22 protein-coding genes are annotated in these 21335 nt (G+C 74.4%); 15 read left to right on the top strand and 7 right to left on the bottom strand.

The genetic code is table 11. The annotated features are described in order from the left end of the window. Positions 1-22: 22 nt before the first annotated feature. From WDV06_RS21160 to WDV06_RS21150, 3 genes are all read left to right on the top strand, one after another. Positions 23-778, top strand: a complete 756-nt coding sequence (locus WDV06_RS21160; protein WP_395511325.1) for an SDR family NAD(P)-dependent oxidoreductase — start codon at positions 23-25, stop codon at positions 776-778. Next, a complete protein-coding gene (locus WDV06_RS21155; protein ID WP_395511324.1) occupies positions 757-1851 on the top strand; it encodes a threonine aldolase family protein in 1095 nt (364 codons plus the stop codon). The genes WDV06_RS21160 and WDV06_RS21155 overlap by 22 nt, the downstream gene beginning before the upstream one ends. An 86-nt stretch (positions 1852-1937) precedes the next feature. Next, on the top strand, positions 1938-2537 hold the full coding sequence (locus WDV06_RS21150; RefSeq protein ID WP_395511323.1) for a transglutaminase-like domain-containing protein: 600 nt from the start codon (positions 1938-1940) through the stop codon (positions 2535-2537). On the opposite strand, the gene WDV06_RS21145 is transcribed toward WDV06_RS21150, so the two are convergent. Continuing rightward, entirely contained in the window at positions 2473-3726 is a 1254-nt protein-coding gene (locus tag WDV06_RS21145; RefSeq protein WP_395511322.1) for an MFS transporter, read from the bottom strand. The genes WDV06_RS21150 and WDV06_RS21145 overlap by 65 nt on opposite strands. An 82-nt stretch (positions 3727-3808) precedes the next feature. Between WDV06_RS21145 and WDV06_RS21140 the strand changes: the two genes are divergently transcribed. Continuing rightward, a complete protein-coding gene (locus WDV06_RS21140; RefSeq protein ID WP_395511321.1) occupies positions 3809-4435 on the top strand; it encodes a CGNR zinc finger domain-containing protein in 627 nt (208 codons plus the stop codon). On the opposite strand, the gene WDV06_RS21135 is transcribed toward WDV06_RS21140, so the two are convergent. Next, positions 4419-5141, bottom strand: coding sequence for a lysophospholipid acyltransferase family protein (locus WDV06_RS21135; protein WP_045950475.1), 723 nt, complete (start codon positions 5139-5141; stop codon positions 4419-4421). The genes WDV06_RS21140 and WDV06_RS21135 overlap by 17 nt on opposite strands. A 239-nt stretch (positions 5142-5380) precedes the next feature. Here WDV06_RS21135 and WDV06_RS21130 point away from each other — a divergent pair, with 239 nt between their 5' ends. The 5 genes from WDV06_RS21130 (at position 5381) to WDV06_RS21110 (ending at position 10033) form a co-directional block, all read left to right on the top strand. Next, positions 5381-5728 carry a TlpA family protein disulfide reductase gene (locus WDV06_RS21130; RefSeq protein WP_395511320.1) on the top strand — a complete coding sequence of 116 codons (348 nt, stop codon included), beginning with the start codon at positions 5381-5383 and terminating at the stop codon, positions 5726-5728. A gap of 243 nt (positions 5729-5971) precedes the next feature. Further along, positions 5972-6529, top strand: a complete 558-nt coding sequence (locus WDV06_RS21125; RefSeq protein WP_395511319.1) for a flavin reductase family protein — start codon at positions 5972-5974, stop codon at positions 6527-6529. A 214-nt stretch (positions 6530-6743) separates the two neighbouring features. Beyond that, positions 6744-7529: an electron transfer flavoprotein subunit beta/FixA family protein gene (locus tag WDV06_RS21120; RefSeq protein ID WP_042809767.1), complete on the top strand. Its 786-nt coding sequence runs from the start codon at positions 6744-6746 to the stop codon at positions 7527-7529. A gap of 56 nt (positions 7530-7585) precedes the next feature. Next, positions 7586-8548 carry an electron transfer flavoprotein subunit alpha/FixB family protein gene (locus tag WDV06_RS21115; protein ID WP_395511318.1) on the top strand — a complete coding sequence of 321 codons (963 nt, stop codon included), beginning with the start codon at positions 7586-7588 and terminating at the stop codon, positions 8546-8548. Positions 8549-8734: 186 nt separating this feature from the next. Continuing rightward, positions 8735-10033, top strand: coding sequence for a DUF6986 family protein (locus WDV06_RS21110; protein WP_395511317.1), 1299 nt, complete (start codon positions 8735-8737; stop codon positions 10031-10033). A gap of 121 nt (positions 10034-10154) precedes the next feature. On the opposite strand, the gene WDV06_RS21105 is transcribed toward WDV06_RS21110, so the two are convergent. Then, positions 10155-11144: a LacI family DNA-binding transcriptional regulator gene (locus WDV06_RS21105; RefSeq protein ID WP_395511340.1), complete on the bottom strand. Its 990-nt coding sequence runs from the start codon at positions 11142-11144 to the stop codon at positions 10155-10157. 196 nt (positions 11145-11340) lie between these two features. Here WDV06_RS21105 and WDV06_RS21100 point away from each other — a divergent pair, with 196 nt between their 5' ends. Next, positions 11341-12387 carry an NUDIX hydrolase gene (locus WDV06_RS21100; protein WP_395511316.1) on the top strand — a complete coding sequence of 349 codons (1047 nt, stop codon included), beginning with the start codon at positions 11341-11343 and terminating at the stop codon, positions 12385-12387. A gap of 120 nt (positions 12388-12507) precedes the next feature. Here WDV06_RS21100 and WDV06_RS21095 read toward each other — a convergent pair whose 3' ends face one another. After that, positions 12508-13212, bottom strand: a complete 705-nt coding sequence (locus WDV06_RS21095; protein WP_395511315.1) for an MBL fold metallo-hydrolase — start codon at positions 13210-13212, stop codon at positions 12508-12510. Between the two features lie 110 nt (positions 13213-13322). After that, positions 13323-14687, bottom strand: a complete 1365-nt coding sequence (locus WDV06_RS21090; protein ID WP_395511314.1) for a dipeptidase — start codon at positions 14685-14687, stop codon at positions 13323-13325. A 360-nt stretch (positions 14688-15047) separates the two neighbouring features. Between WDV06_RS21090 and WDV06_RS21085 the strand changes: the two genes are divergently transcribed. Beyond that, the gene (locus WDV06_RS21085; RefSeq protein WP_395511339.1) at positions 15048-16238 is read left to right on the top strand and encodes a geranylgeranyl reductase family protein; all 1191 of its coding nucleotides are present in this window, start codon (positions 15048-15050) and stop codon (positions 16236-16238) included. Positions 16239-16260: 22 nt separating this feature from the next. Here WDV06_RS21085 and WDV06_RS21080 read toward each other — a convergent pair whose 3' ends face one another. Further along, positions 16261-16719, bottom strand: a complete 459-nt coding sequence (locus WDV06_RS21080; protein WP_395511313.1) for a nitroreductase/quinone reductase family protein — start codon at positions 16717-16719, stop codon at positions 16261-16263. A 171-nt stretch (positions 16720-16890) separates the two neighbouring features. Between WDV06_RS21080 and WDV06_RS21075 the strand changes: the two genes are divergently transcribed. Next, a complete protein-coding gene (locus tag WDV06_RS21075) occupies positions 16891-17589 on the top strand; it encodes a TetR/AcrR family transcriptional regulator (protein ID WP_395511312.1) in 699 nt (232 codons plus the stop codon). A 187-nt stretch (positions 17590-17776) separates the two neighbouring features. Further along, positions 17777-18577: a hypothetical protein gene (locus WDV06_RS21070; RefSeq protein WP_395511311.1), complete on the top strand. Its 801-nt coding sequence runs from the start codon at positions 17777-17779 to the stop codon at positions 18575-18577. On the opposite strand, the gene WDV06_RS21065 is transcribed toward WDV06_RS21070, so the two are convergent. Further along, positions 18525-19268 (bottom strand): maleylpyruvate isomerase family mycothiol-dependent enzyme, encoded by a 744-nt coding sequence (locus tag WDV06_RS21065; protein ID WP_395511310.1) that lies wholly within the window; start codon positions 19266-19268, stop codon positions 18525-18527. The genes WDV06_RS21070 and WDV06_RS21065 overlap by 53 nt on opposite strands. Before the next feature lie 36 nt (positions 19269-19304). Between WDV06_RS21065 and WDV06_RS21060 the strand changes: the two genes are divergently transcribed. Together WDV06_RS21060 and WDV06_RS21055 are read left to right on the top strand one after the other, a co-directional pair. Further along, positions 19305-19964: an alpha-ketoglutarate-dependent dioxygenase AlkB family protein gene (locus WDV06_RS21060; RefSeq protein ID WP_395511309.1), complete on the top strand. Its 660-nt coding sequence runs from the start codon at positions 19305-19307 to the stop codon at positions 19962-19964. 41 nt (positions 19965-20005) lie between these two features. Further along, positions 20006-21313 carry an ROK family protein gene (locus WDV06_RS21055; RefSeq protein WP_395511308.1) on the top strand — a complete coding sequence of 436 codons (1308 nt, stop codon included), beginning with the start codon at positions 20006-20008 and terminating at the stop codon, positions 21311-21313. Positions 21314-21335: the final 22 nt, after the last annotated feature.

Here is a 21335-nt window from a genome sequence, read left to right as displayed (position 1 = left end):
TCGCCCTCAGGAGGCTGCACAGATGAACGGCTCCGGGAACGGCCCGCTCCACGGAGCGGTGGTGGCGGTGGCCGGGGCCGGCGGCCCCGCCGGCCGTGCCGCCCTGCTCCGCCTGGCCGAGGCGGGCGCCACCGTGGTGGCGGCCGACGCCGACGCGGCCCGCCTCGCGGAGTCCGTGGACGCCGCCCGCTACGCCCACGGCGGCGCCACCGTCACCGGGGACACCGTCGACCTGCTCGACCTGGAGGCCACGAAGGCCTGGGCCGAGCGCACCGAGAAGGAGTTCGGCCGCGTCGACGGCCTGGTCCACCTCGTCGGCGGCTGGCGCGGCAGCAAGACCTTCACCGGCGTGGACCTCGCCGACTGGGACCTCCTGGAGAAGCTCCTGGTCCGCACGGTCCAGCACACTTCGCTCGCCTTCCACGACGCCCTGGTGCGCAGCGGCCGCGGCCGCTACGTGCTGATCAGCCAGTCCGGCGCGCACAAGCCGGTCGCCAACAACGCCGCGTACAACGCGGGCAAGGCGGCCGCCGAGGCCTGGACCCTGGCCATGGCGGACTCCTTCCGCAAGGTCGGGGGCGAGGACGGCCCCGCCGCCGCGGCTGCGATCCTGGTGATCAAGGCACTGGTGCACGACGCGATGCGCGCCGAGCGCCCCAATGCGAAGTTCGCGGGCTTCACCGACGTCAAGGAGCTGGCCGAGGCCATCGCCGGCGTGTGGGAGCGGCCCGCCTCCGATGTGAACGGACAGCGTCTGTGGCTCACTCCGCAACCGTGAGAACCGACAACGGCAAGACCGACGCCCGCCGCCACCACGACCCGGCGGTGCGCGGTTTCGCCAGCGACAACTACGCCGGGGTCCACCCGGAGGTGCTCGCGGCCATCGCCCTCGCCAACGAAGGCCACCAGGTCTCCTACGGCGAGGACGACTACACCGAGCACCTCCAGAAGGTCTTCCGCAGCCACTTCGGTCCGTACGCCGAAGCCTTCCCGGTCTTCAACGGCACGGGCGCCAACGTCGTCGCCCTCCAGGCCATGACCGACCGGTGGGGTGCGGTGATCTGCGCCAAGAGCGCCCACATCAACGTGGACGAGGGCGGCGCGCCCGAGCGGATGGCCGGCATCAAGCTGCTGGCCGTGCCCACCCCGGACGGGAAGCTCACCCCCGAGCTGATCGACCAGGAGGCCTGGGGCTTCGAGGACGAGCACCGGGCGATGCCCCAGGTCGTCTCGATCACCCAGAACACCGAACTCGGCACGGTCTACACCCCGGACGAGATCAGGGCCATCTGCGAGCACGCGCACTCCCTGGGCATGAAGGTGCACCTCGACGGCGCCCGGATAGCCAACGCCGCGGCCTCGCTCGACGTGCCCATGCGCACCTTCACCAACACGGTCGGGGTGGACGTGCTGTCGTACGGCGGCACCAAGAACGGCATGATGTTCGGCGAGGCCGTGGTGGTGCTCAACCCGGACGCCGTCCGGCAGATGAAGCACGTCCGCAAGATGTCGATGCAGCTCGCCTCCAAGATGCGCTTCGTCTCGGTGCAGCTGGAAGCGCTGCTGGCCAAGGACCTGTGGCTGCGCAACGCCCGCCACGGCAACGCGATGGCGCAGCGGCTCGCCGCGGGCGTGCGCGAGACCGACGGGGTGGAGATCCTCTATCCGGTCCAGGCGAACGCGGTGTTCGCCCGGCTGCCGCACGACGTCACGCGCAGGCTCCAGGAGCGGTACCGCTTCTACTTCTGGGACGAGGCCGCCGGTGACGTCCGCTGGATGTGCAGCTTCGACACCCGCGAGGAGGACGTCGACGGCTTCCTCCAGGCCCTCAAGGAGGAGCTGGCCCGCTAGGCGCCACCTCGCCAAGAAGTGAATAGTTATGCCTTCGACCGCAAATCCATTGATCTGCGGTCGGAGGCATGCCTATGCTGCCGATCATGCAGCTCATCCAACAGAACCCGGATATCCACGCCTATCTAGCCTCAAGCGAGGTCATCGACCACTGGCATCCCCTGGTCCAGGAAACCGCCGATGCCCTCTGGGTCGCCACCGGTGATGCATATTCATACGCTGAGGCTGCCTTCGAGTTCGTCCGCGACACCATCCCGCACTCCGCCGACTCGGGCGATCCGCGGGTCTCGTGGCGCGCCTCCGACGTGCTGGGCACCCGCAACGGCATCTGCTACGCCAAGTCGCACGCCCTCGTCGCCCTGCTGCGCGCCCAGGGCATCCCGGCGGGCCTGTGCTACCAGCTGCTCGGCGACGACGATGGCTCGAACGCCGTCATCCACGGCCTCGTGGCGCTGAGGCTGCCCGGCGGCGAGCGCTGGGCCCGGGTGGACCCGCGCGGCAACAAGCCCGGGGTCGACGCCCGGTTCAGCCTCGACGTGGAGCGGCTCGCCTTCCCCGTGCGGCCGGAGCTCGGCGAGGTCGACCACCCCGAGGTGTACGCCGCCCCGCACCCCGCCACCCTCAAGGTCCTCCGGGAGTCCGCCGACCGGTCGGAGCTGTGGCGGAACCTGCCGACCTCCCTGTAGCCGGCGCCCCCGTCGCCCGCCCGTGGGCCACCACCAGCAGGTGCAGTGCGGCGGCCGCGAGCTGCAGCACGGCGATCCCGAGCAGCAGCGTCCACGGCGGTGCGGCGGCCGCCAGCCCCACCAGGGCGGCCCCCGTCGAAGCGGCCGTCACCTTCAGCCCCGCCCCCAGGGTGAACACCTGGGCCCGCACCGCGCCCGGGGCGTGCTCCGAGCGGATCCGCAGCGTGGCCGTCAACAGTGGGCCGTCGCACACCCCCGCCGCCGCGAATGCGGCCGCCGCGGGCACGACCGACGGCGCGAACGCCGCCGCCGCGAGCGCGACTCCGGTCCCGGCCATGCCCCAGCGGGCCAGTCGCCCGGGCGCCACCGAGGTCATCCGGCCCAGCGTCAGGGAGCCCGCCAGCGCCCCGAGCGCGAAGGCCGTCATCAGCACCCCGCCCGCGCCGGGGCTGCCGAGCCCCCGGGCCAGGAGCACCGAGGTCGTGGTCAGGGCCCCGACGCCGACGAAGGCCAGGGTCGTCGCCGAGGTGATCGCCCGCAGCTCCCGCACCCGCCACAGCGCCGCCAGCCCCGCGCCCAGGCCGGGCCGGGGGGCCGCGCCGCGGTCCCCGTACGCGTCCACGCGCGGGTCCGGGCCCCCGTAGGGCAAGGACGCCGCCAGGGCCGCCGCCAGCGCCGCGGAGGCGGCCAGCACCCCCATCGCGGGCCCCGCCGAGACCACCGCCCCGGCCAGGCTCACCACCGCCGGCGCCGTGACCGCGGCCGCGTTGTACGTCGAGGCGTCCCAGCCGTACGCCCGGTCCCGCCGCGGGCCCTCCGGCACCAGCCCCGCGACCAGGCTCGACAGTCCGCCCGTCACCACCGGCCCGCAGGAGCCGCCCAGCACGGCCACCGCCAGCACCACCGGCACCGGGGCCCGGCCCAGCAGCGCCGCCAGCCCCGCCACCGCGGCCGTAAACCCGGCCAGCGCGCCCGCGTAGAACACCCGGGGCCGGCGCGCCCGCCCCGCGACGGCACCCGCCACGGGGGCGGCCAGCACGTGCGGGGCCATCCAGGCCGTCAGCACGAACGCCCCGTGCGCGGCGCTGCCCGTCCGCTCCAGGGCCAGCAGCACCACCGCCATCCCCATGCCCTCGGACGCGAAACGCGCCGCCAGGGCCGCCGCCAGATACCGCCCGAACCCGCCCACCGGCGAACCCCCTCCGCGTTCGGTAACGTGATGTGCGTGCAAGACGTTACGCCAGGTGCGTGTACGGCGAAAGGAACACGGCGTGGGGAACGGGAGCGGGGCCGGCGCACCGGCGGGCCCGGGAGTCGCGGGCTTCTCGGCGGCCGACCGGCTGATCGAGCTGGCCGAGGCGGTCCGCGCGGAGCCCGCCCTGCCGCGCGACGCGCTCGCCGCGCTGCTGGCCCGGCACGGGGAACGTCCCGCCGACCTCGTCCCGGAGGCCTTCGGGGAGCCGGAGGCGGCCGGACTGCGCGCGGCGGCCCGCCGGATGGCGCTCGTCCTCGCCGAGACGGACGAGGACCGCGCGGCCGAGGCCCTCAACGGGCTGCTGGAGGAGTGCGGCACCCGGCCCCGGCTGACCCGGCACGACGGCCACCCCTGGCACCTGCACGCGGACCGGGAGGGGGCGGACTGGGGAGAGTGGTTCCTCGCCTCCGGCGCCCTCGAACTGGCCCGGCTGCTCACGGTGTACGGGCGCATCGCCTGGGGTGCCTGCGCCGCTCCCGGCTGCGGCCGGCTCTTCCTCGGCACGGGCCCGGGGAGCGCCCGTCGCTACTGCGCCCCCGCCTGCGCCACGCGCGCCCGGGTCGCCGCCCACCGGCGGCGCAGGCGCGAGGCGGAGGCGGGGCGGGGGGACGGGCCCGAGGGCGGTGTCAGCCCGCTTCCTTGACCTGCGCCGCGGTCGGCGCGGTCCCGCCCAGGTGTGCCGGCAGCCACCAGGAGTCCTCGGTGCCCTGCGGCTTGGCCGGGTAGGCGGCCTGCGCCGCCTCCAGCAGCTCCTGCACCCGCTCGCGCAGCCGGCGGGTGATGGCCCCCGCGTACTGGTCCTTCGGCGCCTCGATCGGCTCGCCGACCCGCATGGTCACCGGGATGTGGCTGCGCTTGAGGTTCTTCGGCCGCCCCTTGGTCCACAGCCGCTGGGTGCCCCACAGCGCCACCGGGATCAGCGGCACCCCGGCCTCCTGCGCCATGCGCGCGGCACCCGACTTGAAGCTCTTGAGGGTGAAGGACTGCGAGATCGTCGCCTCCGGGAACACCCCGATGATCTCGCCCGACCGCAGCGACTCCAGGGCGTGCCGGTAGGCGGACTCGCCCTGCTGCCGGTCCACCGGGATGTGCTTCATCGCGCGCATCAGCGGACCGGACACCTTGTGCCGGAACACCGACTCCTTGGCCATGAAGCGCACCAGGCGCTTCTGCGGCCGCGCCGTCAGACCGGCGAAGATGAAGTCGAGGTAGCCGATGTGGTTCGACACCAGGACCGCCCCGCCCTTGCGCGGGATGTTCTCGGTGCCCTTCATGTCGATGCGGATGTCGAGCGCGCGGAACAGCGTGTGCGCGGCGCCGATCACCGGGGGGTAGACGAGCTCAGCCATGGGAAGACCCCGCTTTCTGCCTGGGGAAGTGCTCCCGGCCGGAAGTTACGGAAGCGTAGGTACGCGACCATGGGGATCGTGCCCGAAACGCGGCGCGCTGGCCAGCCCAGACGCCCCCGGACGACGAGATCCTCGTCACGCGGGGAATGCGCGGCGTGACGCGGGCGCTCGCAGGGGGAGAGCCGCCCGGCCACGGCCGGGGTGGTGCGTACATGGGGACAGGGTAGACAGGAGCGGGCGTGCCCGAGCACGTGGAGGCCGCCGGAGCGGCGGTGGTACGAGGGCGCCTCGGCGCGGGCGAACTGGGGCGGGAGCCGGGGCGGCGGGCCAGCCTGGTGCAGTTCTCCAGCGCCTTCTGCCAGCCCTGCCGGGCCACCCGCAGGATCCTCGCCGAAGTCGCCGAAATGGTGGACGGGGTCGCGCACATCGAGATCGACGCCGAGCGCAACCTCCCGCTCGTCCGCGCCCTCGGCGTGGAGAAGACCCCGACCGTCCTCGTCCTGGACGGCGCGGGCCGGATCGTGCGGCGGGCCGCGGGGATGCCGCGCAAGGCCGATGTGATCGCCGCCCTGGGTGCCGTGCTGTGACCGGCGTACCGGTGCGCGCACCCGCACACAGCGTGACGCACCTGACATCTGCCCGCTGCGGCTTGACTGTGTACACGGGAGATCGCCAGGCTGGCGGCATGCGGTATGAACTCCTGCTCCACCGGCGGGTCCACGTGGACCTCGTCCGGTGCGCGAGTGCGCGCTGTTGGGATCGCTGAACGCCCCCGACCCCCGATCCCCGACCGCCCTCCCGCGACCCCCGCGGCAGAAGGAAGGCCCCCGATGACGGCCCCGACCGCCCCGCCCGCACCCCTCGCCCCCGCTTCCTCCGTTTCCGCCGCCGACCCCGGCCGGACGCCGCTGCCGGGCTCGCCGGAGCTGCTCCGCGCCGTCTTCCGCCGGCACGCCGCCGGGGTCGCGGTGATCACGGCGGAGAGCGGTGGCCGGCCGGCGGGCTTCACCGCGACCTCGCTCAACTCGGTCTCCGCCGAGCCCCCGATGCTCTCCTTCACCATCGGCACCGGCGCCTCCAGCTGGCCGGCGGTCCGCGACAGCGAGTACCTCGGCGTCCACATACTCGGGGAGCACCAGCGGGAGCTGGCCGGTCTCTTCGCGCGCAGCGGGGCCGACCGCTTCGGGCCGGACACCGACTGGGCGCCCGGCCCGCACGGGGTGCCGCTGCTCGGCGGGGTGCAGGCGTGGCTGGTGTGCCGCGTCGTGGCGAGGGTGCCCGCGGGGGCCCACCGTGTGATCATCGCGGAGGCCGTGGCGGGGGACCCCGCCGGGGAGGGTCGTCCCCTGCTGTACCACCAGGGTCGCTTCAACGCGTTGCGCGACTGAATCGTCCCTGCTGGGGCGGGTTCGGACGGCGTTGGCCAGATCACAGTTCGGTGGCCTTGCAACCGGGGAAGACCCACTGTGTACTGACGAGTAACATTCCCTTCGGAGCGGGGCCCGCCCCGACCGGGATCCGCGCCGGAAGGCGCCTATGCTGCCTCCACAAGGCGGTATCAGTAGCGGTATCTGTAAAAGACGATGCGGTAGGAGAGCCGGCGTGAGCCTGAGGATCGTTGTCTGTGTGAAGTACGTGCCCGACGCCACCGGCGACCGGCACTTCGCCGATGACCTGACGGTCGACCGCGACGACGTCGACGGTCTGCTGTCGGAGCTCGACGAGTACGCCGTCGAGCAGGCGCTGCAGATCGCCGACGAGGCCGACGACGCCGAGATCACCGTCCTGACGGTGGGCCCCGAGGACGCCAAGGACGCGCTGCGCAAGGCGCTGTCGATGGGCGCCGACAAGGCCATCCACGTCGAGGACGACGACCTGCACGGCACCGACGTCATCGGCACCTCGCTGGTGCTGGCGAAGGCCGTCGAGAAGGCCGGCTACGACCTGGTCATCACGGGTATGGCCTCGACCGACGGCACCATGGGCGTCCTCCCGGCGATCCTGGCCGAGCGCCTGGGCGTCCCGCAGGTCACCCTGCTCTCCGAGGTCAAGGTCGAGGACGGCACCGTCACGGGCCGCCGCGACGGCGACTCCGCGAGCGAGCAGCTGGAGGCCTCCCTCCCGGCGCTCGTCTCGGTGACGGACCAGTCGGGCGAGGCCCGCTACCCGTCCTTCAAGGGCATCATGGCGGCCAAGAAGAAGCCGGTGGAGTCCTGGGACCTGTCCGACCTGGACCTGGACGCCGAAGAGGTGGGCCTCGAAGGTGCCTACACCGTGGTCGAGTCCGCGGCGCAGCGCCCGGCCCGCACCGCCGGCACCGTCGTCAAGGACGAGGGCGAGGGCGGCAAGCAGCTGGCCGAGTTCCTGGCCGGCCAGAAGTTCATCTAGGGGCTCCGGCCTCCCCAGTAGCCCCCAGACACCTCGTAAAGCAGGAGAGCAGTCCCATGGCTGAAGTTCTCGTCTACGTCGACCACGTGGACGGTGCCGTCCGCAAGCCCACCCTTGAGCTGCTGACGCTGGCCCGCCGCGTCGGCGAGCCCGTCGCCGTCGCCCTGGGCGCCGGTGCCGAGGCCACCGCCGCCGTCCTCGCCGAGCACGGTGCCGTCAAGGTCCTCACCGCCGACGCCCCCGAGTTCGCCGACTACCTCGTCGTCCCCAAGGTCGACGCCCTCCAGGCCGCGTACGCCGCCGTCTCCCCGGTCGCCGTGCTCGTCCCGTCCTCCGCCGAGGGCAAGGAGATCGCCGCGCGCCTCGCCGTGCGCATCGGCTCCGGCATCATCACCGACGCCATCGACCTGGAGGCCGGTGACGAGGGTCCGGTCGCGACGCAGGCCGCCTTCGCCGCGTCGTTCACCACCAAGTCCCGCGTGTCCAAGGGCACCCCGGTCATCACCGTGAAGCCGAACTCGGCCCCGGTCGAGGCCGCCCCGGCCGCCGGTGCCGTCGAGGCGCTCGCCGTCACCTTCGGCGCCCTGGCCACCGGAACCAAGGTCGTCTCCCGCACCCCGCGCGAGTCCACGGGCCGCCCGGAGCTGACCGAGGCCGCGATCGTCGTCTCCGGCGGCCGCGGCGTCAACGGCGCGGAGAACTTCCACCTCATCGAGGAGCTCGCGGACTCCCTCGGTGCGGCGGTCGGCGCCTCCCGCGCCGCGGTCGACGCCGGCTGGTACCCGCACACCAACCAGGTCGGCCAGACCGGCAAGTCGGTCTCCCCGCAGCTGTACATCGCCACCGGCATCTCCGGCGCGATCCAGCACCGGGCCGGCATGCAGACGTCGAAGACCATCGTGGCCATCAACAAGGACGCCGAGGCCCCGATCTTCGACCTCGTCGACTACGGCGTGGTCGGCGACCTCTTCGAGGTCGTCCCGCAGCTGACGGGCGAGATCAAGGCGCGCAAGGGCTGAAACCCGCCTCCCGGTCTCTGACCTGGGCATCTCTTGGCCTCCGGGGCCGTGTGGTGATTCTCACCGCACGGCCCCGAGTCGTTTGTCCCACCCGGTGGAGGGACCATTGACGGAGCGGAAGCCCCGTGACTAAATTCTGCTATGCGGATCTAGGCTTCCGTGAAGTGGAAAAGAGGAGAGTGCACGATGGGTCAGCAGGAGAAGGTGGCAACGAGCCTCGCAGGCGCGGTCAGCGAGGGCATCAGCGCCTCCCTGGCGCCGGTGGACGCGGAACTCGCGCGCCACTACCCGGGCGACCCCGGCACCCGTCAGCCCATCCACACCGTCTACGTGCCCGGTGACGTCTTCGCCGCCGACACCATCCGCTCCTGGGGCGACCAGGCCCTCGCGGCCCTGGACGAACACGCCCCCGACGCGGCCACCTTCGCCAAGGTGCTCGGAATCTCCGACGAACTGGCCGTCCCGGTCTACGACCGGGTCCGCGCCAAGCTCGCCTCCGAGCCCGTCGAGGACCTCCGCGTGGACTTCGAGGACGGCTTCGGCGTCCGCTCCGACGAGGAGGAGGACCAGGCCGCGGCCCGCGCCGCCCGCCTCGTCTCGGAGGCCTTCTCCAACGGCACGAACGCCCCGTACATGGGCATCCGCATGAAGTGCATGGAGTCCAACGTCCGCGACCGCGGCATCCGCACCACCGACATCTTCCTCTCCGGACTCCTGGACCACGGCGGCCTGCCCGAGGGCCTCGTCCTGACCCTGCCCAAGGTCACCTACGCCGAGCAGGTCAGCGCCTTCGTCAAGCTGCTGGAGGCGTTCGAGACCGCCCGGGGCCTGCGCCCGGGCCGGATCGGCTTCGAGATTCAGATCGAGACCAGCCAGTCCATCCTGGCCTCCGACGGCACCGCCACCGTGGCCCGGATGATCGAGGCCTCCAAGGGCCGCGCCACCGGCCTGCACTACGGCACCTTCGACTACAGCGCCTGCGTCGGCGTCTCCGCCGCCTACCAGGCCAGCGACCACCCCGCCGCCGACCACGCGAAGGCGGTCATGCAGGTGGCGGCCGCCGGCACCGGCGTACGCGTCTCCGACGGCTCGACCAACGTCAAGCCCGTCGGCACCACCGAGCAGGTCCACGAGGCCTGGCGGCTCCACTACGGCCTGACCCGCCGCGCCCTCGCCCGCGCCTACTACCAGGGCTGGGACATGCACCCGGCGCACCTCCCCACCCGCTACGCGGCCGTCTTCACCTTCTACCGCGAGGGCCTGGAGGCCGCCGCCGCCCGCCTGAAGGCGTACGTGGCGAAGATCGAGGGCGACGTGATGGACGAGCCCGCCACCGCCAAGGCCCTGGCCGGCTACCTCGTCCGCGGCCTGGACTGCGGCGCCGTCGGCACCGAAGAGGTCACCGCCCTCACCGGTCTGACCCGCGCCGAGCTGGACGCCTTCGCCATCCCGCGCCGCTCGGCGACCCTGACGGCCGCCTCCTGACCCACCCGCCGCCGCCCCCGGTCCCGGATCCCGGGGGCGGGGGCGGCGGGCTCGTACGGGCCGGGCAGCCCGTTCGCCCGGCCCGGTGCCGCCGGCGGGGCCGTACCCGCGCGGCGGGCGCTCACCCGGTGACCGGCGGGAGTTCGCCCGAGCCGCGGGGGACGAGGCGGGTGGGCAGGACGGTGCGGCACGGGGGGAGGGCCGTGCCCGCGAGGCGTTGGAAGAGGCGGTCCGTGGCCGTACGGCCCAGCGCCGCCGGGTCCTGGGCGACCACCGTGACGCCGGGGCGCAGCAGGTCGGCCAGCTCGAAGTCGTCGAAGCCGACCAGCGCCACGGGCCGGGACAGCCCCGCGAGGACCCGTACGACGGTGACCGTCACCCGGTTGTTGCCGGCGAAGACGGCGGTGACCGGCTCGGGGCCCGCCAGCATCGCCCCGGCCGCCGACGCCACCCGCTCCGGGGCCGTCGAGCCGAGGGAGACCCAGGCCTCGGACACCGGCAGCCCCGCGGCCGCCATCGCCTCCCGGTAGCCGCGCAGGCGTTCCGTGGCGGTGTGGATGCGGGGATGGTCGCCGATGAACCCGATCCGCCGGTGTCCGGCGCCGATCAGGTGCGCCACCCCGTCCCGGGCGCCGCCGAAGCTGTCCGACATCACCACGTCGGCCTCGATCCCGCCCGCCGGGCGGTCCACGAACACCGTCGCCACCCCGGCCCGGATCTCCGGCTCCAGGTAGCGGTGGTCCCCGCCGGCCGGGATCACGATCAGCCCGTCGACCCGGCGGGCGCAGAGCGCGAGCGCCAACTCCCGCTCCCGGTCCGGGTCCTCGGCGCTGGAGCCGTTGATCAGCAGGGCGCCGTGGGTGCGCGCGACCTCCTCGACGGCCCGGTTCAGGGGGCCGTAGAAGGGGTCGGCGAGGTCCTCCAGGATCAGGCCGACGGTGGCGGTGCGGCCCTTGCGCAGGACGCGGGCGCTGTCGTTGCGCCGGAAACCGAGCGCCTCGATGGCTTCCTGTACCCGCCGTTCGGTGTCCGGGGTCACCCCCGGCTCGCCGTTGACGACCCGGGAGACCGTCTTCAGGCCGACGCCCGCCCGGGCCGCCACGTCCTTCATGGTCGGCCGGTTGCCGTAACGGGGCCCGGACGGGCGGCGGTTCTGCGGCACAGCGGGGAAACCTCCGGAAGCGGTGGGTGGCGGGGTGCTCTGACCCCGAGGATATGCACTCGGCCGGAGAGCGGGTTTCCGTGGCAGGGTGGGGCGGGCAGGCCACTGGGGGCCTCGGAGGCGAGCCCATGGGAGAGGGGTAGACGTGATTGTCTGGATCAACGGCGCTTTCGGTGCCGGGAAGACCAGTACGGCCCGCGAACTGGCCGCGCTGCTGCCGGACAGCACCCTGTACGACCCGGAGCTCATCGGGGACGCGCTGCGCCGTCTCCTGCCGGGCGAACGCCTCGCGGAGGTCGACGACTACCAGGACCTGCCGAGCTGGCGGCGGCTCGTCGTCGACGCGGCCGCGGCCGTGCTGGCGGAGCTGGGCGGGGTGCTGGTCGTCCCGATGACGCTGCTGCGCCAGGAGTACCGGGACGAGATCTTCGGCGGGCTCGCGGCTCGCCGGATTCCCGTGCGGCACGTGCTGCTGGCCCCGGCGGAAACGATCCTGCGCGAGCGGATCGCCGGCCGCCGCGAGCCGGGTGGGCCGGGGGAGCGGGACGGAGCGGACGAGCGGATACGGCAGTGGTCCGCCGACCACATCCCCGCCTACCGGCGGGCGTTGGGCTGGCTGACCGCCGACGCGCACGTCATCGACAACGGACGTCTGACGGCCCGGGAGACGGCGCAGCGCATCGCCGAAGCGGTGACGACGGACACGGCGGCGGTCTGCGACATCGTGCAGACCCCGGAGCCGACGCGCGAGACCGTGGCGGCGGGGGTCCTGCTCTTCGACGACCGGGACCGGGTCCTCCTGGTGGATCCGACGTACAAGCCGGGCTGGGAGTTCCCGGGCGGGGTCGTCGAGGCGGGAGAGGCCCCCGCACGGGCCGGCGTACGGGAGGTCGCGGAGGAGCTCGACCTGACGCTGGAGCGGCTGCCCGAGCTGCTGGTGGTCGACTGGGAGCCGCCCCGGTCCCCCGCGTACGGGGGGCTGCGGCTGCTCTTCGACGGCGGCCGGCTGTCGGAGGCCGAGGCCGGCCGGCTGCGGCTGCCGGGGCCGGAGCTGCGGGCCTGGCGGTTCGTGACGGAGCAGGAGGCGGAGGGGCTGCTGCCGCCGCAGCGCTACGAACGCCTCCGCGGGGCCCTGCGGGCCCGCGAGCGCGGCCGCCCCCTCTACCTGGAGGCGGGCCGGCCCACACCGTGACCCCGTGGGCGGGCCGGTCACCGCTGCGCGGAGCCGACTCCCCGCCCCCGCACGCCGCGTGGGCCGCGATCGCGCCGCGTGGCATCCGGCCCGCGCGGCGTGCGAGCGCTCCGGGTGGGCTCAGGCCGCCGCCGCTGCCCCCGCCGCCTCGCGCAGGGCCCGCGCGGTGTCCCGCGTACGGGGGTCCCCGTGACCGAAGCAGGCCACCAGCGGCGACAGGGCGGCCAGCCGGTGGAAGGAGGCGACGGCCAGGGCGCGGTCGGTGTTGAAGACGCCCAGCATCACCGCGCCCACCCCCGCCACGCAGTCACCGGTGAACAGCACGCCGTGCTCGGGGAGGTGGACGCCGATGCTGCCCGGGGTGTGGCCGGGGGAGTGGACCACCACGGCCCCGCCGCCGAAGGGCAGCACCTCGCCGTCCTCCAGCTCCCGGTCGACCGGCGTCGGCGGAGCCTCCGGTACCGTCAGGCCGTGCGCGTAGAGCGGGACCTCCCAGTCCAGCAACACCGGTTCGGGCACCGGCTGCTCCCCCCGCACCACCGGGGCGTCCAGCCGGTGGGCGAGCACCTGCGCCCCCAGGCGGCCGGCGAGCTCACCGGCCGAGCCGACGTGGTCGCGGTGACAGTGGGTCAGGACGATCCGCTCCAGGTTCCCGGGCGCGAGCCCGAGCGACCGTATCGCCCCCTCGATCGCGTCGGCGGCGCCGGCCGGTCCCGCGTCGACCAGGGTCAGGGCCTCCCCGGACCGGTCCTGCCAGAGATAGGCCTGACCGATGGGGAAGCGCAGCATGTGCAGCCGGTTCGGAAGTACTTCCACAAGATCCATACGGCGAACGTAGGCGGACGGGACCGGCCCCCGCACCCGCGTTCACCCGGAGCGCAGTACGCCCGGGGCGCACTGCGCCCCGGGCGTACACCGACGTGACGCGGAAGGCGTCAGCCGCGCTTGGACTCCGCGTAGTTCACCAGGAACAGGGCCTCGGCCACCGAGAGCCGCTCCAGCTCCTCCGGGGACACGCTCTCGTTCACCGCGTGGATCTGCGCCTCCGGCTCGCTGAGGCCGATCAGCAGCATCTCGGCCGCCGGGTACAACGAGGTCAGCGTGTTGCACAGCGGGATCGAGCCGCCCATGCCGCTGATCTGCATCTCCTGGCCGTCGTACGCCTCGCGCAGGGCGGCGGCCATGGAGGCGTACGCCGGGCTGGTGGTGTCGGCCTGGAAGGGCTGGCCCTGGCCCACGACCTCCAGCTCCAGCTTCGCCCCCCACGGGGTGTGCGCGATCAGGTGCGCCTCCAGCAGCTTGATGGCCTCGGCGGTGTCCACGCCCGGCGGCACGCGCAGGCTGATCAGCGCACCGGCGCTCGCGTGCACCGAGGGGGTCGCGCCGACGACGGGCGGGCAGTCGATGCCGAGCACGGTCACCGCGGGACGGGCCCACAGCCGGTCGGCGATGGTGCCCTCACCGATCAGCTCGACCCCGTCCAGGACCTTCGCGTCGGCACGGAAGTCCGCCTCGGGGTACTGGAGGCCCTCCCACACCGCGTCGGAGGCCAGGCCGTCGACCGTGGTCGAGCCGTCCTCGGAGCGCAGCGAGTCCAGCAGCCGGATCAGCGCGGCCAGCGCGTCGGGGGCGACACCGCCGAACATGCCGGAGTGCAGGTTCCCGCCCAGCGTGTCGATCCTGACCTTGATCAGGGTCATGCCGCGCAGGGTCGCCGTGACGGTCGGCAGGCCCAGGCGGAAGTTGCCCGCGTCACCGATCACGATGGTGTCGGCGGCCAGCAGCTCGGGGTGGGCCTCGGCGTACTGCTGGAGACCGCCGGTGCCCTGTTCCTCCGAGCCCTCGACGATCACCTTCACGGAGACCGGCACGCCGCCGTTCGCCTTCAGCGCGCGCAGCGCCAGCAGGTGCATGATGAACCCGCCCTTGCAGTCCGCCGCGCCGCGCCCGTACCAGCGGCCGTCGCGCTCGGTCAGCTCGAAGGCGGGGGAGATCCAGGCGGCGTCGTCCAGCGGCGGCTGCACGTCGTAGTGCGCGTACAGCAGGACGGTCGGGGCGCCCTCGGGGCCCGGCAGGAAGCCGTACACCGACTGGGTGCCGTCGGGGGTGTCGAGCAGGGCCACGTCCTGGAAGCCCTCGGCGCGCAGGGCGTCGGCCACCCAGTTCGCGGCGCCTTCGCTCTCGCTCTTCGGGAACTGCGCCCAGTCCGCGACCGACTGGAACGCCACCAGCTCCGTCAGCTCCGCCTTCGCGCGGGGCATCAGCGAGGCGACGGTCTCGGCGATCGGATTCTGCGACATGGGCACGCTCCTCTTGGGTGCGACGTTGTGCGTGGTGTACGCCGGGGTACGGCGGGGTCGCTCGATCCTCGCACAGCGGAGCGAGCCGGAAGCGCGCCGTAGGATCTTCCCGGCATCGGAGCAACGTGTGATCAGGAGCAGCAGCACATCGTGACCAGCGACGACAGCATTGACGGCGGATCCGGCACGGAAGCGGAGCGGGCGGCCGGGGCCGGTGCCCGGGGCGGGGCGAAGAGCGGCCCCGGGGCGGAGTCCGGTCCGGGAGCCGAGGCCGGTGCGGCAGCGGAGGCCGGTCCGGGAGGGTCGGCCCGGGCCGAGGCCGCTGAGGCGGGCGGCGGGGCGGCCGGGGGCTCCGGCGAGGTGTGGGACGTCGTCGTGGTCGGCGCCGGCCCGGCCGGGGCGATGGCCGCGTACGCGGCGGCGACGGCGGGGCGGCGCGTCCTGCTGCTGGAGAAGGCCGAACTGCCCCGGTACAAGACCTGCGGCGGCGGCATCATCGGTCCTTCGCGCGACGCCCTGCCGCCGGGCTTCGTGCTGCCGTTCAAGGACCGCGTGCATGCGGTCACCTTCTCCCTCGACGGGAAGCTGGCCCGCACCCGGCGGTCGAAGCGGATGCTGTTCGGGCTCATCAACCGGCCCGAGTTCGACGCGGCGCTGGTCGCCGAGGCCGAGAAGGCCGGTGCGACGCTGCGTACGGGCACGGCCGTGAGCCGGGTCGAGCAGCACGGGGCGTCCGTGCCCGACCGGCGCACGGTCGCCGTGGTGCTGGCGGACGGCGAGACGGTGCTGGCCCGTGCCGTGGTCGGCGCGGACGGCAGCGCGAGCCGCATCGGCGCCCATGTCGGGGTGGAGCTGGACCAGGTCGACCTCGGGCTGGAGGCGGAGATCCCGGTGCCGGCGACGGTCGCCGAGGACTGGAAGGGCCGGGTCCTCATCGACTGGGGTCCGCTGCCGGGCAGTTACGGCTGGGTCTTCCCCAAGGGGGACACCCTCACCGTCGGGGTCATCTCGGCGAAGGGCGAGGGCGCCGCGACCAAGCGGTACCTGGACGACTTCATCGCGCGGCTGGGCCTGGCCGGCTTCGAACCGGCCGTCTCCTCCGGGCACCTGACGCGCTGCCGCAAGCCGGAGTCGCCGCTGTCGCGCGGCCGGGTCCTGGTGGCGGGGGACGCGGCCGGACTCCTGGAGCCCTGGACCCGCGAGGGCATCTCCTTCGCGCTGCGTTCGGGGCGGCTCGCGGGGGAGTGGGCCGCGAAGATCGCCGAGGCGCAGGACGCGGTGGACGCGCGGCGCCAGGCACTGAACTACGCCTTCGCGGTCAAGGCCGGCCTGGGCGTGGAGATGAGCGTCGGCAAGCGGATGCTTGCCGTCTTCGAGTCCCGTCCGGGGCTCATGCACACGGTGCTGGCGGGGCTGCGGCCCGCCTGGAACGCCTTCGCCGGGGTCACGCGCGGGTCGACCGACCTGGCCGACCTGGTCCGTACGCACCCCATGGCGCGCAAGGCGCTGCACCTGCTGGACGCCCGCCTGGCCCGGAGCGGCCGGAGCTGACGGCGCCGGGCCGCGGCGGGGCTCAGCCGGTCACCGTGATGCGGAAGACCGGGTGGTCCCCGGCGGCGGCCCGGAGCTCGGCATCCGTGGACGTGGCCGTCACGCCCTGGAAGAACCGGTTGACCTCCCAGCCCCACTTCTCCAGGTAGGCGCGCAGCACGGCGGCCTTCTCCACCGGGTCGGTGAGTTCCGTGGCGGTGAAGGGGCGGACCTTGCGGCCCACGCGCAGCTCGCCGCCGCCCGCCACGCGCATGTTGCGGACCCACTGGGAGTGGCCGCGGGCAGAGACCAGGTACTGCCCGCCCTCGAAGGTGTGCGGGTTGACCGGGATGCGCTGCATCGCGCCGGAGGTCCGGCCGCGCACCGACAGTTCGGCGGTGCCGGCCAGGCTGATGCCGAGGCGGGCGAGCTTGCCGAAGAGCGCGTTGAAGCGGGTTTCGAGCGGGCCGGCCTGGATGTAGTGCGGCTTGGACGCGTTCACGGTGGTCCTCCGGGGCGATGACGGTGACGGAGTGCTGAGTTTTCGAGAGCACTGCTCTCGCTTGAGATCAGTGTGCACGGATCGGTGCACCGAAGCAAGAGCAGTGCTCTCCAAAGTGGGCGCCGCTCTCGTTTTTGTGCACTGCTCCGGCTGTATGTCACACTGATCCACATGAGCACCGTGCGTGGGGCCAGGGAACGGGCCCGTATCGAGGTCACCGCCGCCATCAAGGACGAGGCGCGCCGCAGGCTCGCCGACGAGGGGGCCGCCAAACTGTCGCTGCGCGCCGTCGCCCGCGAACTCGGCATGGTCTCCTCGGCCCTCTACCGCTACTTCCCGAGCCGGGACGAGCTCCTCACCGCGCTGATCATCGACGCGTACGACAGCGTGGGCGCCGCCGCCGAGGCGGCCGGCGCGGCCGCCCTCGCCGCCGGGGCTCCGCCGCGCGCCCGCTGGACCGCCGTCTGCCAGGCGTTCCGCGCCTGGGCGCTGGCGCACCCGCACGAGTACGCCCTGATCTACGGTTCCCCCGTCCCCGGCTACAACGCGCCCCAGGAGACCGTCGTCCCGGCCTCCCGCGTCGCCAACGTCCTGATCGCCATCGTCCGCTCCGCCCACGAGGGCCGCGGCCTCGCCCTGCCGCCCCTGCCCGCGGTGCTGCGCGCCGAGGCCGAGCGGATGACGGCCGACTTCGGCCTGGGCCTGCCCCCGGAGGTCACCGCCGCCCTCGTCGCCGCCTGGGCGCAACTCGCCGGCCTCGTCTCCTTCGAGCTGTTCGGGCAGTTCCAGAACGTCGTCGAGGAGCGTGACGCCTTCTTCGCGCACGCCGCCGACCAGCTGGCGCACACGGTGGGCCTTCCGGCGCTCTGACGCCCGTACCCGTGCGCGGCCCGGCGGGGCGTCGGGCAGCGGCGGGGAGCGGCGGGGGACGGGGGATTCACGCGATGAGGTGGCGCATCGTCCTTCTGTTCCCCCGGCCGATGTCACCGGTTCCGGCCCGGCCGACCGGCGGCGCCCCTACTGCTCCCCGGGACGCCCCCGCCGCCGGAGGACAGCCGTGGCCCTGGCCCCCGCCCGCGCGCTCCGGTCCTTCTACGCCGTCCTGCCGACCGCGGCGCTCGCCGCGCCCGCGCCGGACGCGACCGCGTCCGCGGAGCCACCGTCTCCCAGACCTTCCTCCGGCCCCGGGCCCGCCGGGACCGTCGCCGCCCGCGTGCCCCGTGCCCCGGGCGTGCGCGGCCTGGAGATCGCGGTCCGCGCCTACGTCCGGGCCGGGGACCCGGTGCCGGCCGAGCTCACCGCCACCGGCCCGGCCGCCTCCGTCGTCGTCCTCGACCCGGGCCACGGCGACGCCCCGTGCGACTCCTCCTGGCGCGCCCGAGCGGACGCCCTGCGCGCCGGGACCACCGCCACCGGCGAGCTCGGCCAGGTCGACATCGGCCACGGCGACCGCGACCCCGCCGCCGTCCGGGCCTCCGTCGACAACCACCTCAAGACCCCCGACGGCCTGCTCCACGTCGACGGCATCTTCTTCGACGTCGTCAGCGGCGACTGCGGGCCCGCGAACGCCACCCGCGACCACGACGCCGCCCTGCGCCGCTCCGTCCAGGACACCCTGCACGCCGTTTTCGACGCCGCGGGCGGCTACCGCCCGGGCGCCGCGCTCGACCCGAGCGGCACCGCCTTCTGGCACCTCGTCCCCGACGTCCCCGACGCCACCGCCCTGAGTGCCGCCCTCGCCGCCGCCTTCGCGGAACGGCGACCCGTCACCCGACATGCGCGGGCGACCCCGACGACGCGCGCGGTCAGACTCCCGCCGTGTCCTGCCACAGGCGGGCCAGTGTCTCGTCGCCGGTGACGGCCGGGCCCGCCAGCGGGAGCCGGTTCCACAGGGCCGCGTACAGCCAGGACGCCTCGCCGGTCAGCTCGCAGTCCACCGGGTCGCCCGTGTCGCCCCGCACCGTGCGCGCCGGCTCCTTCGACAGGTGCACCGTCCACACCGCCCCCGTGTCCGCCGCCCGCACCCGCACCACCTTCGGCTCATCGGTGCGCACCCGGCTGCGCGGCCGGGCGTGGAAGCCGGTCAGCAGTTCGTCCACCCCGTCCTCCGCGAACTCCGGGGTCACCTCGGAGAACGCCACGCCCCGCGCGGCTTGGGCGTCGAAACGGTGCACGGTCGTCTCGTGCGCCTGGCGCCGCGCCCAGAACGCCAGCGGCGACGGCGCCGCCGTCGGCAGGAACGTCCAGCACACGAGCCCCTCCGGGGCCTCCGCCAGGGCCCGCACCAGCTCCGCGTGCCCCTCGCGGAACCAGCCCGGCAGCTCACCCCGCACCAGCTCGGGCGGCTCGGGGAACGGCACCGGGTCCACCAGGCCGCCCGTCACGAACCCCGTCGCCCAACGGTGCACCGCCCCCGTGTGCCGCAGCAGATCGCTCACCCGCCACTCGGGACAGGTGGGCACCGGAGCGTCGATGCCCGCCCGTTCGGCCTCGTCGGCCAGCAGCTCGCCTTCCCGCGCGAGCGTCTCCACGTACTCGGTGATCTTCATGCCCCGAGTCTGCCAGCCGCCCCTGACAATGGAGGGGTGGACGGTGAACTCTTCCCGCGCGGGCGGACCGAGGTCGCACCCGGCGCCGTGCACCTGCCCGACTGGCTCGGGCCGCGGCGCCAGCGCGAGCTCCTGGACGCCTGCCGCGCCTGGGCCCGCCCGCCCGCCGGACTGCGCACCGTCCGCACCCCCGGCGGCGGGACGATGACCGCCCGGCAGGTGTGCCTCGGCCTGCACTGGTACCCGTACGGGTACGCGCCCACCGCCGTCGACGGAGACGGGGCCCCCGTCAAGCCGATGCCCGCCTGGCTCGCCGACCTGGGACGCCGGGCCGTCACCGACGCCTACGGGACGCCCCCGCCGGCCGCGGAGGCGTACGACATCGCCCTGGTCAACTTCTACGCCGGCGACTCCCGCATGGGCATGCACCGGGACGCCGAGGAGCGCTCGCCCGCCCCGGTCGTCTCCCTCAGCCTGGGCGACGCCTGTCTCTTCCGTTTCGGCAACACCGCCTCCCGGGGACGCCCCTACCGGGACGTCGAGCTGCGCAGCGGGGACCTCTTCGTCTTCGGCGGCCCCAGCCGCCTCGCCTACCACGGGGTGCCCAAGGTCCTGCCCGGCACGGGCCCGCCCGGACTGGGGCTGACCGGCCGGCTGAACATCACCCTGCGGGTCGGCGGCCTCGGTCCCGCGTAGCCGCTGCGCTCCCGGCCTCCCGATCATGCGAGGATCCATGCATGAACGGCAACGGCGCCCCGCCGGGGGTGGGGGACGAGAACACGGCGTCGACGGCCCGCACGGCTTCCCCGGTTCCGACGGCTTCCCCGGCCTCTCCGGCTTCGACGAAGAACAAGCTGGAGCGGGGCCGCAGCGTCCTGGGCCCCGCGCTGGAGCTCGTCCACACCGGCCGGGCCCCGACGCGCGCGGTCCTGACGGCCGAGCTGGGCGTCACCCGGGCCACCGCCGGAGCCGTCGCGGCCGAGCTGGAGGCCCTCGGCCTGATCCGCGTCGACTCCCGCCCGGGCGGTGCGAGCGGCGCCCAGGGCCGTCCCTCGCACCGCCTCGCCGTTGACGAGAACGGCCCCGTGGCGCTGGCCGCCCAGGTGCACTCGGACGGGTTCCGGGCCGCCCTCGTCGGCCTCGGCGGGCGGATCGTGGCCACCGCCCCCGGCAAGGTCACCGTCTCCGCGGACCCGGCCCAGGTGCTCGGCGCGGTCGTCGGCGCGGGCGCGGAGCTGCTCGCCGCGTCGGGGCGGCGCTGCATCGGCGCCGGCCTCGCAGTGCCCTCGGCGGTCGCCGAGCCCGACGGCACGGCCCTCAACCCGCTGCACCTGGCCTGGCCGGCCGGCTCTCCCGTACGGGCCATCTTCGCCGAGTGCGTGAAGGCGGCCGGCATCGACGGGCCGGCCCTCACCGGCAACGACGTCAACCTCGCCGCGCTCGCCGAACACCGCCACGGCGCGGGCCGCAGCGCGCAGCACCTGCTGTGCGTGGCCACCGGCCACCGCGGGGTCGGCGGCGCGCTGGTGCTGGACGGCCGGCTGCACAGCGGCAGCTCCGGCCTCGCCCTGGAGGTCGGCCACCTCACGGTCAACCCCGAGGGGCGGCCCTGCCACTGCGGCAGCCGGGGCTGCCTGGACGTGGAGGCCGACCCGCTGGCCTTCCTCACCGCGGCGGGCCGTACGCCCGGCCCCGAGGTGTCGCTGCTCCAGCAGGCCCGCGACCTGCTGCGCACCGAGTACGCGCAGCCCGCGGTGCGGACGGCCGCCGAGGAGCTCATCGACCGGCTCGGGCTGGGCCTGGCCGGCTTGGTGAACATCCTCAACCCGGACCGGATCATCCTCGGCGGACTCCACCGCGAGCTGCTGTACGCGGACCCGGAACGGCTGCGCGCCGTGGTCGCGGACCGCAGCCTGTGGGGGCGCAGCGGGGGCGTGCCGATCCTGCCGTGCACCCTCGACCACAACAGCCTGGTCGGGGCGGCCGAGCTGGCCTGGCAGCCGGTGCTGGACGACCCGCTGGGGACGCTGGGCGCGGCGGCCTGAGCCGCGCGGCCCCGGAGCGGCG

Origin of the sequence: Streptomyces racemochromogenes (genome assembly GCF_044129415.1) — a bacterium.
Classification (GTDB): Bacteria; Actinomycetota; Actinomycetes; order Streptomycetales; family Streptomycetaceae; genus Streptomyces; species Streptomyces racemochromogenes_A.
The sequence above is the reverse complement of the archived record's forward strand: the minus strand, read 5'-3'. Positions and strand labels throughout refer to the sequence as shown.

Excerpts from the sequence above, each read along its gene's own strand:
- WDV06_RS21065 (WP_395511310.1), bottom strand. The coding sequence starts at position 19,268 with ATGAAGATCACCGAGTACGTGGAGACGCTCGCGCGGGAAGGCGAGCTG.
- WDV06_RS21160 (WP_395511325.1), top strand. The coding sequence starts at position 23 with ATGAACGGCTCCGGGAACGGCCCGCTCCACGGAGCGGTGGTGGCGGTG.
- WDV06_RS21055 (WP_395511308.1), top strand. The coding sequence starts at position 20,006 with ATGAACGGCAACGGCGCCCCGCCGGGGGTGGGGGACGAGAACACGGCG.
- WDV06_RS21110 (WP_395511317.1), top strand. The coding sequence starts at position 8,735 with ATGGGTCAGCAGGAGAAGGTGGCAACGAGCCTCGCAGGCGCGGTCAGC.
- WDV06_RS21125 (WP_395511319.1), top strand. The coding sequence starts at position 5,972 with ATGACGGCCCCGACCGCCCCGCCCGCACCCCTCGCCCCCGCTTCCTCC.
- WDV06_RS21095 (WP_395511315.1), bottom strand. The coding sequence starts at position 13,212 with ATGGATCTTGTGGAAGTACTTCCGAACCGGCTGCACATGCTGCGCTTC.
- WDV06_RS21115 (WP_395511318.1), top strand. The coding sequence starts at position 7,586 with ATGGCTGAAGTTCTCGTCTACGTCGACCACGTGGACGGTGCCGTCCGC.
- WDV06_RS21150 (WP_395511323.1), top strand. The coding sequence starts at position 1,938 with ATGCAGCTCATCCAACAGAACCCGGATATCCACGCCTATCTAGCCTCA.
- WDV06_RS21075 (WP_395511312.1), top strand. The coding sequence starts at position 16,891 with ATGAGCACCGTGCGTGGGGCCAGGGAACGGGCCCGTATCGAGGTCACC.
- WDV06_RS21090 (WP_395511314.1), bottom strand. The coding sequence starts at position 14,687 with ATGTCGCAGAATCCGATCGCCGAGACCGTCGCCTCGCTGATGCCCCGC.
- WDV06_RS21135 (WP_045950475.1), bottom strand. The coding sequence starts at position 5,141 with ATGGCTGAGCTCGTCTACCCCCCGGTGATCGGCGCCGCGCACACGCTG.
- WDV06_RS21105 (WP_395511340.1), bottom strand. The coding sequence starts at position 11,144 with ATGAAGGACGTGGCGGCCCGGGCGGGCGTCGGCCTGAAGACGGTCTCC.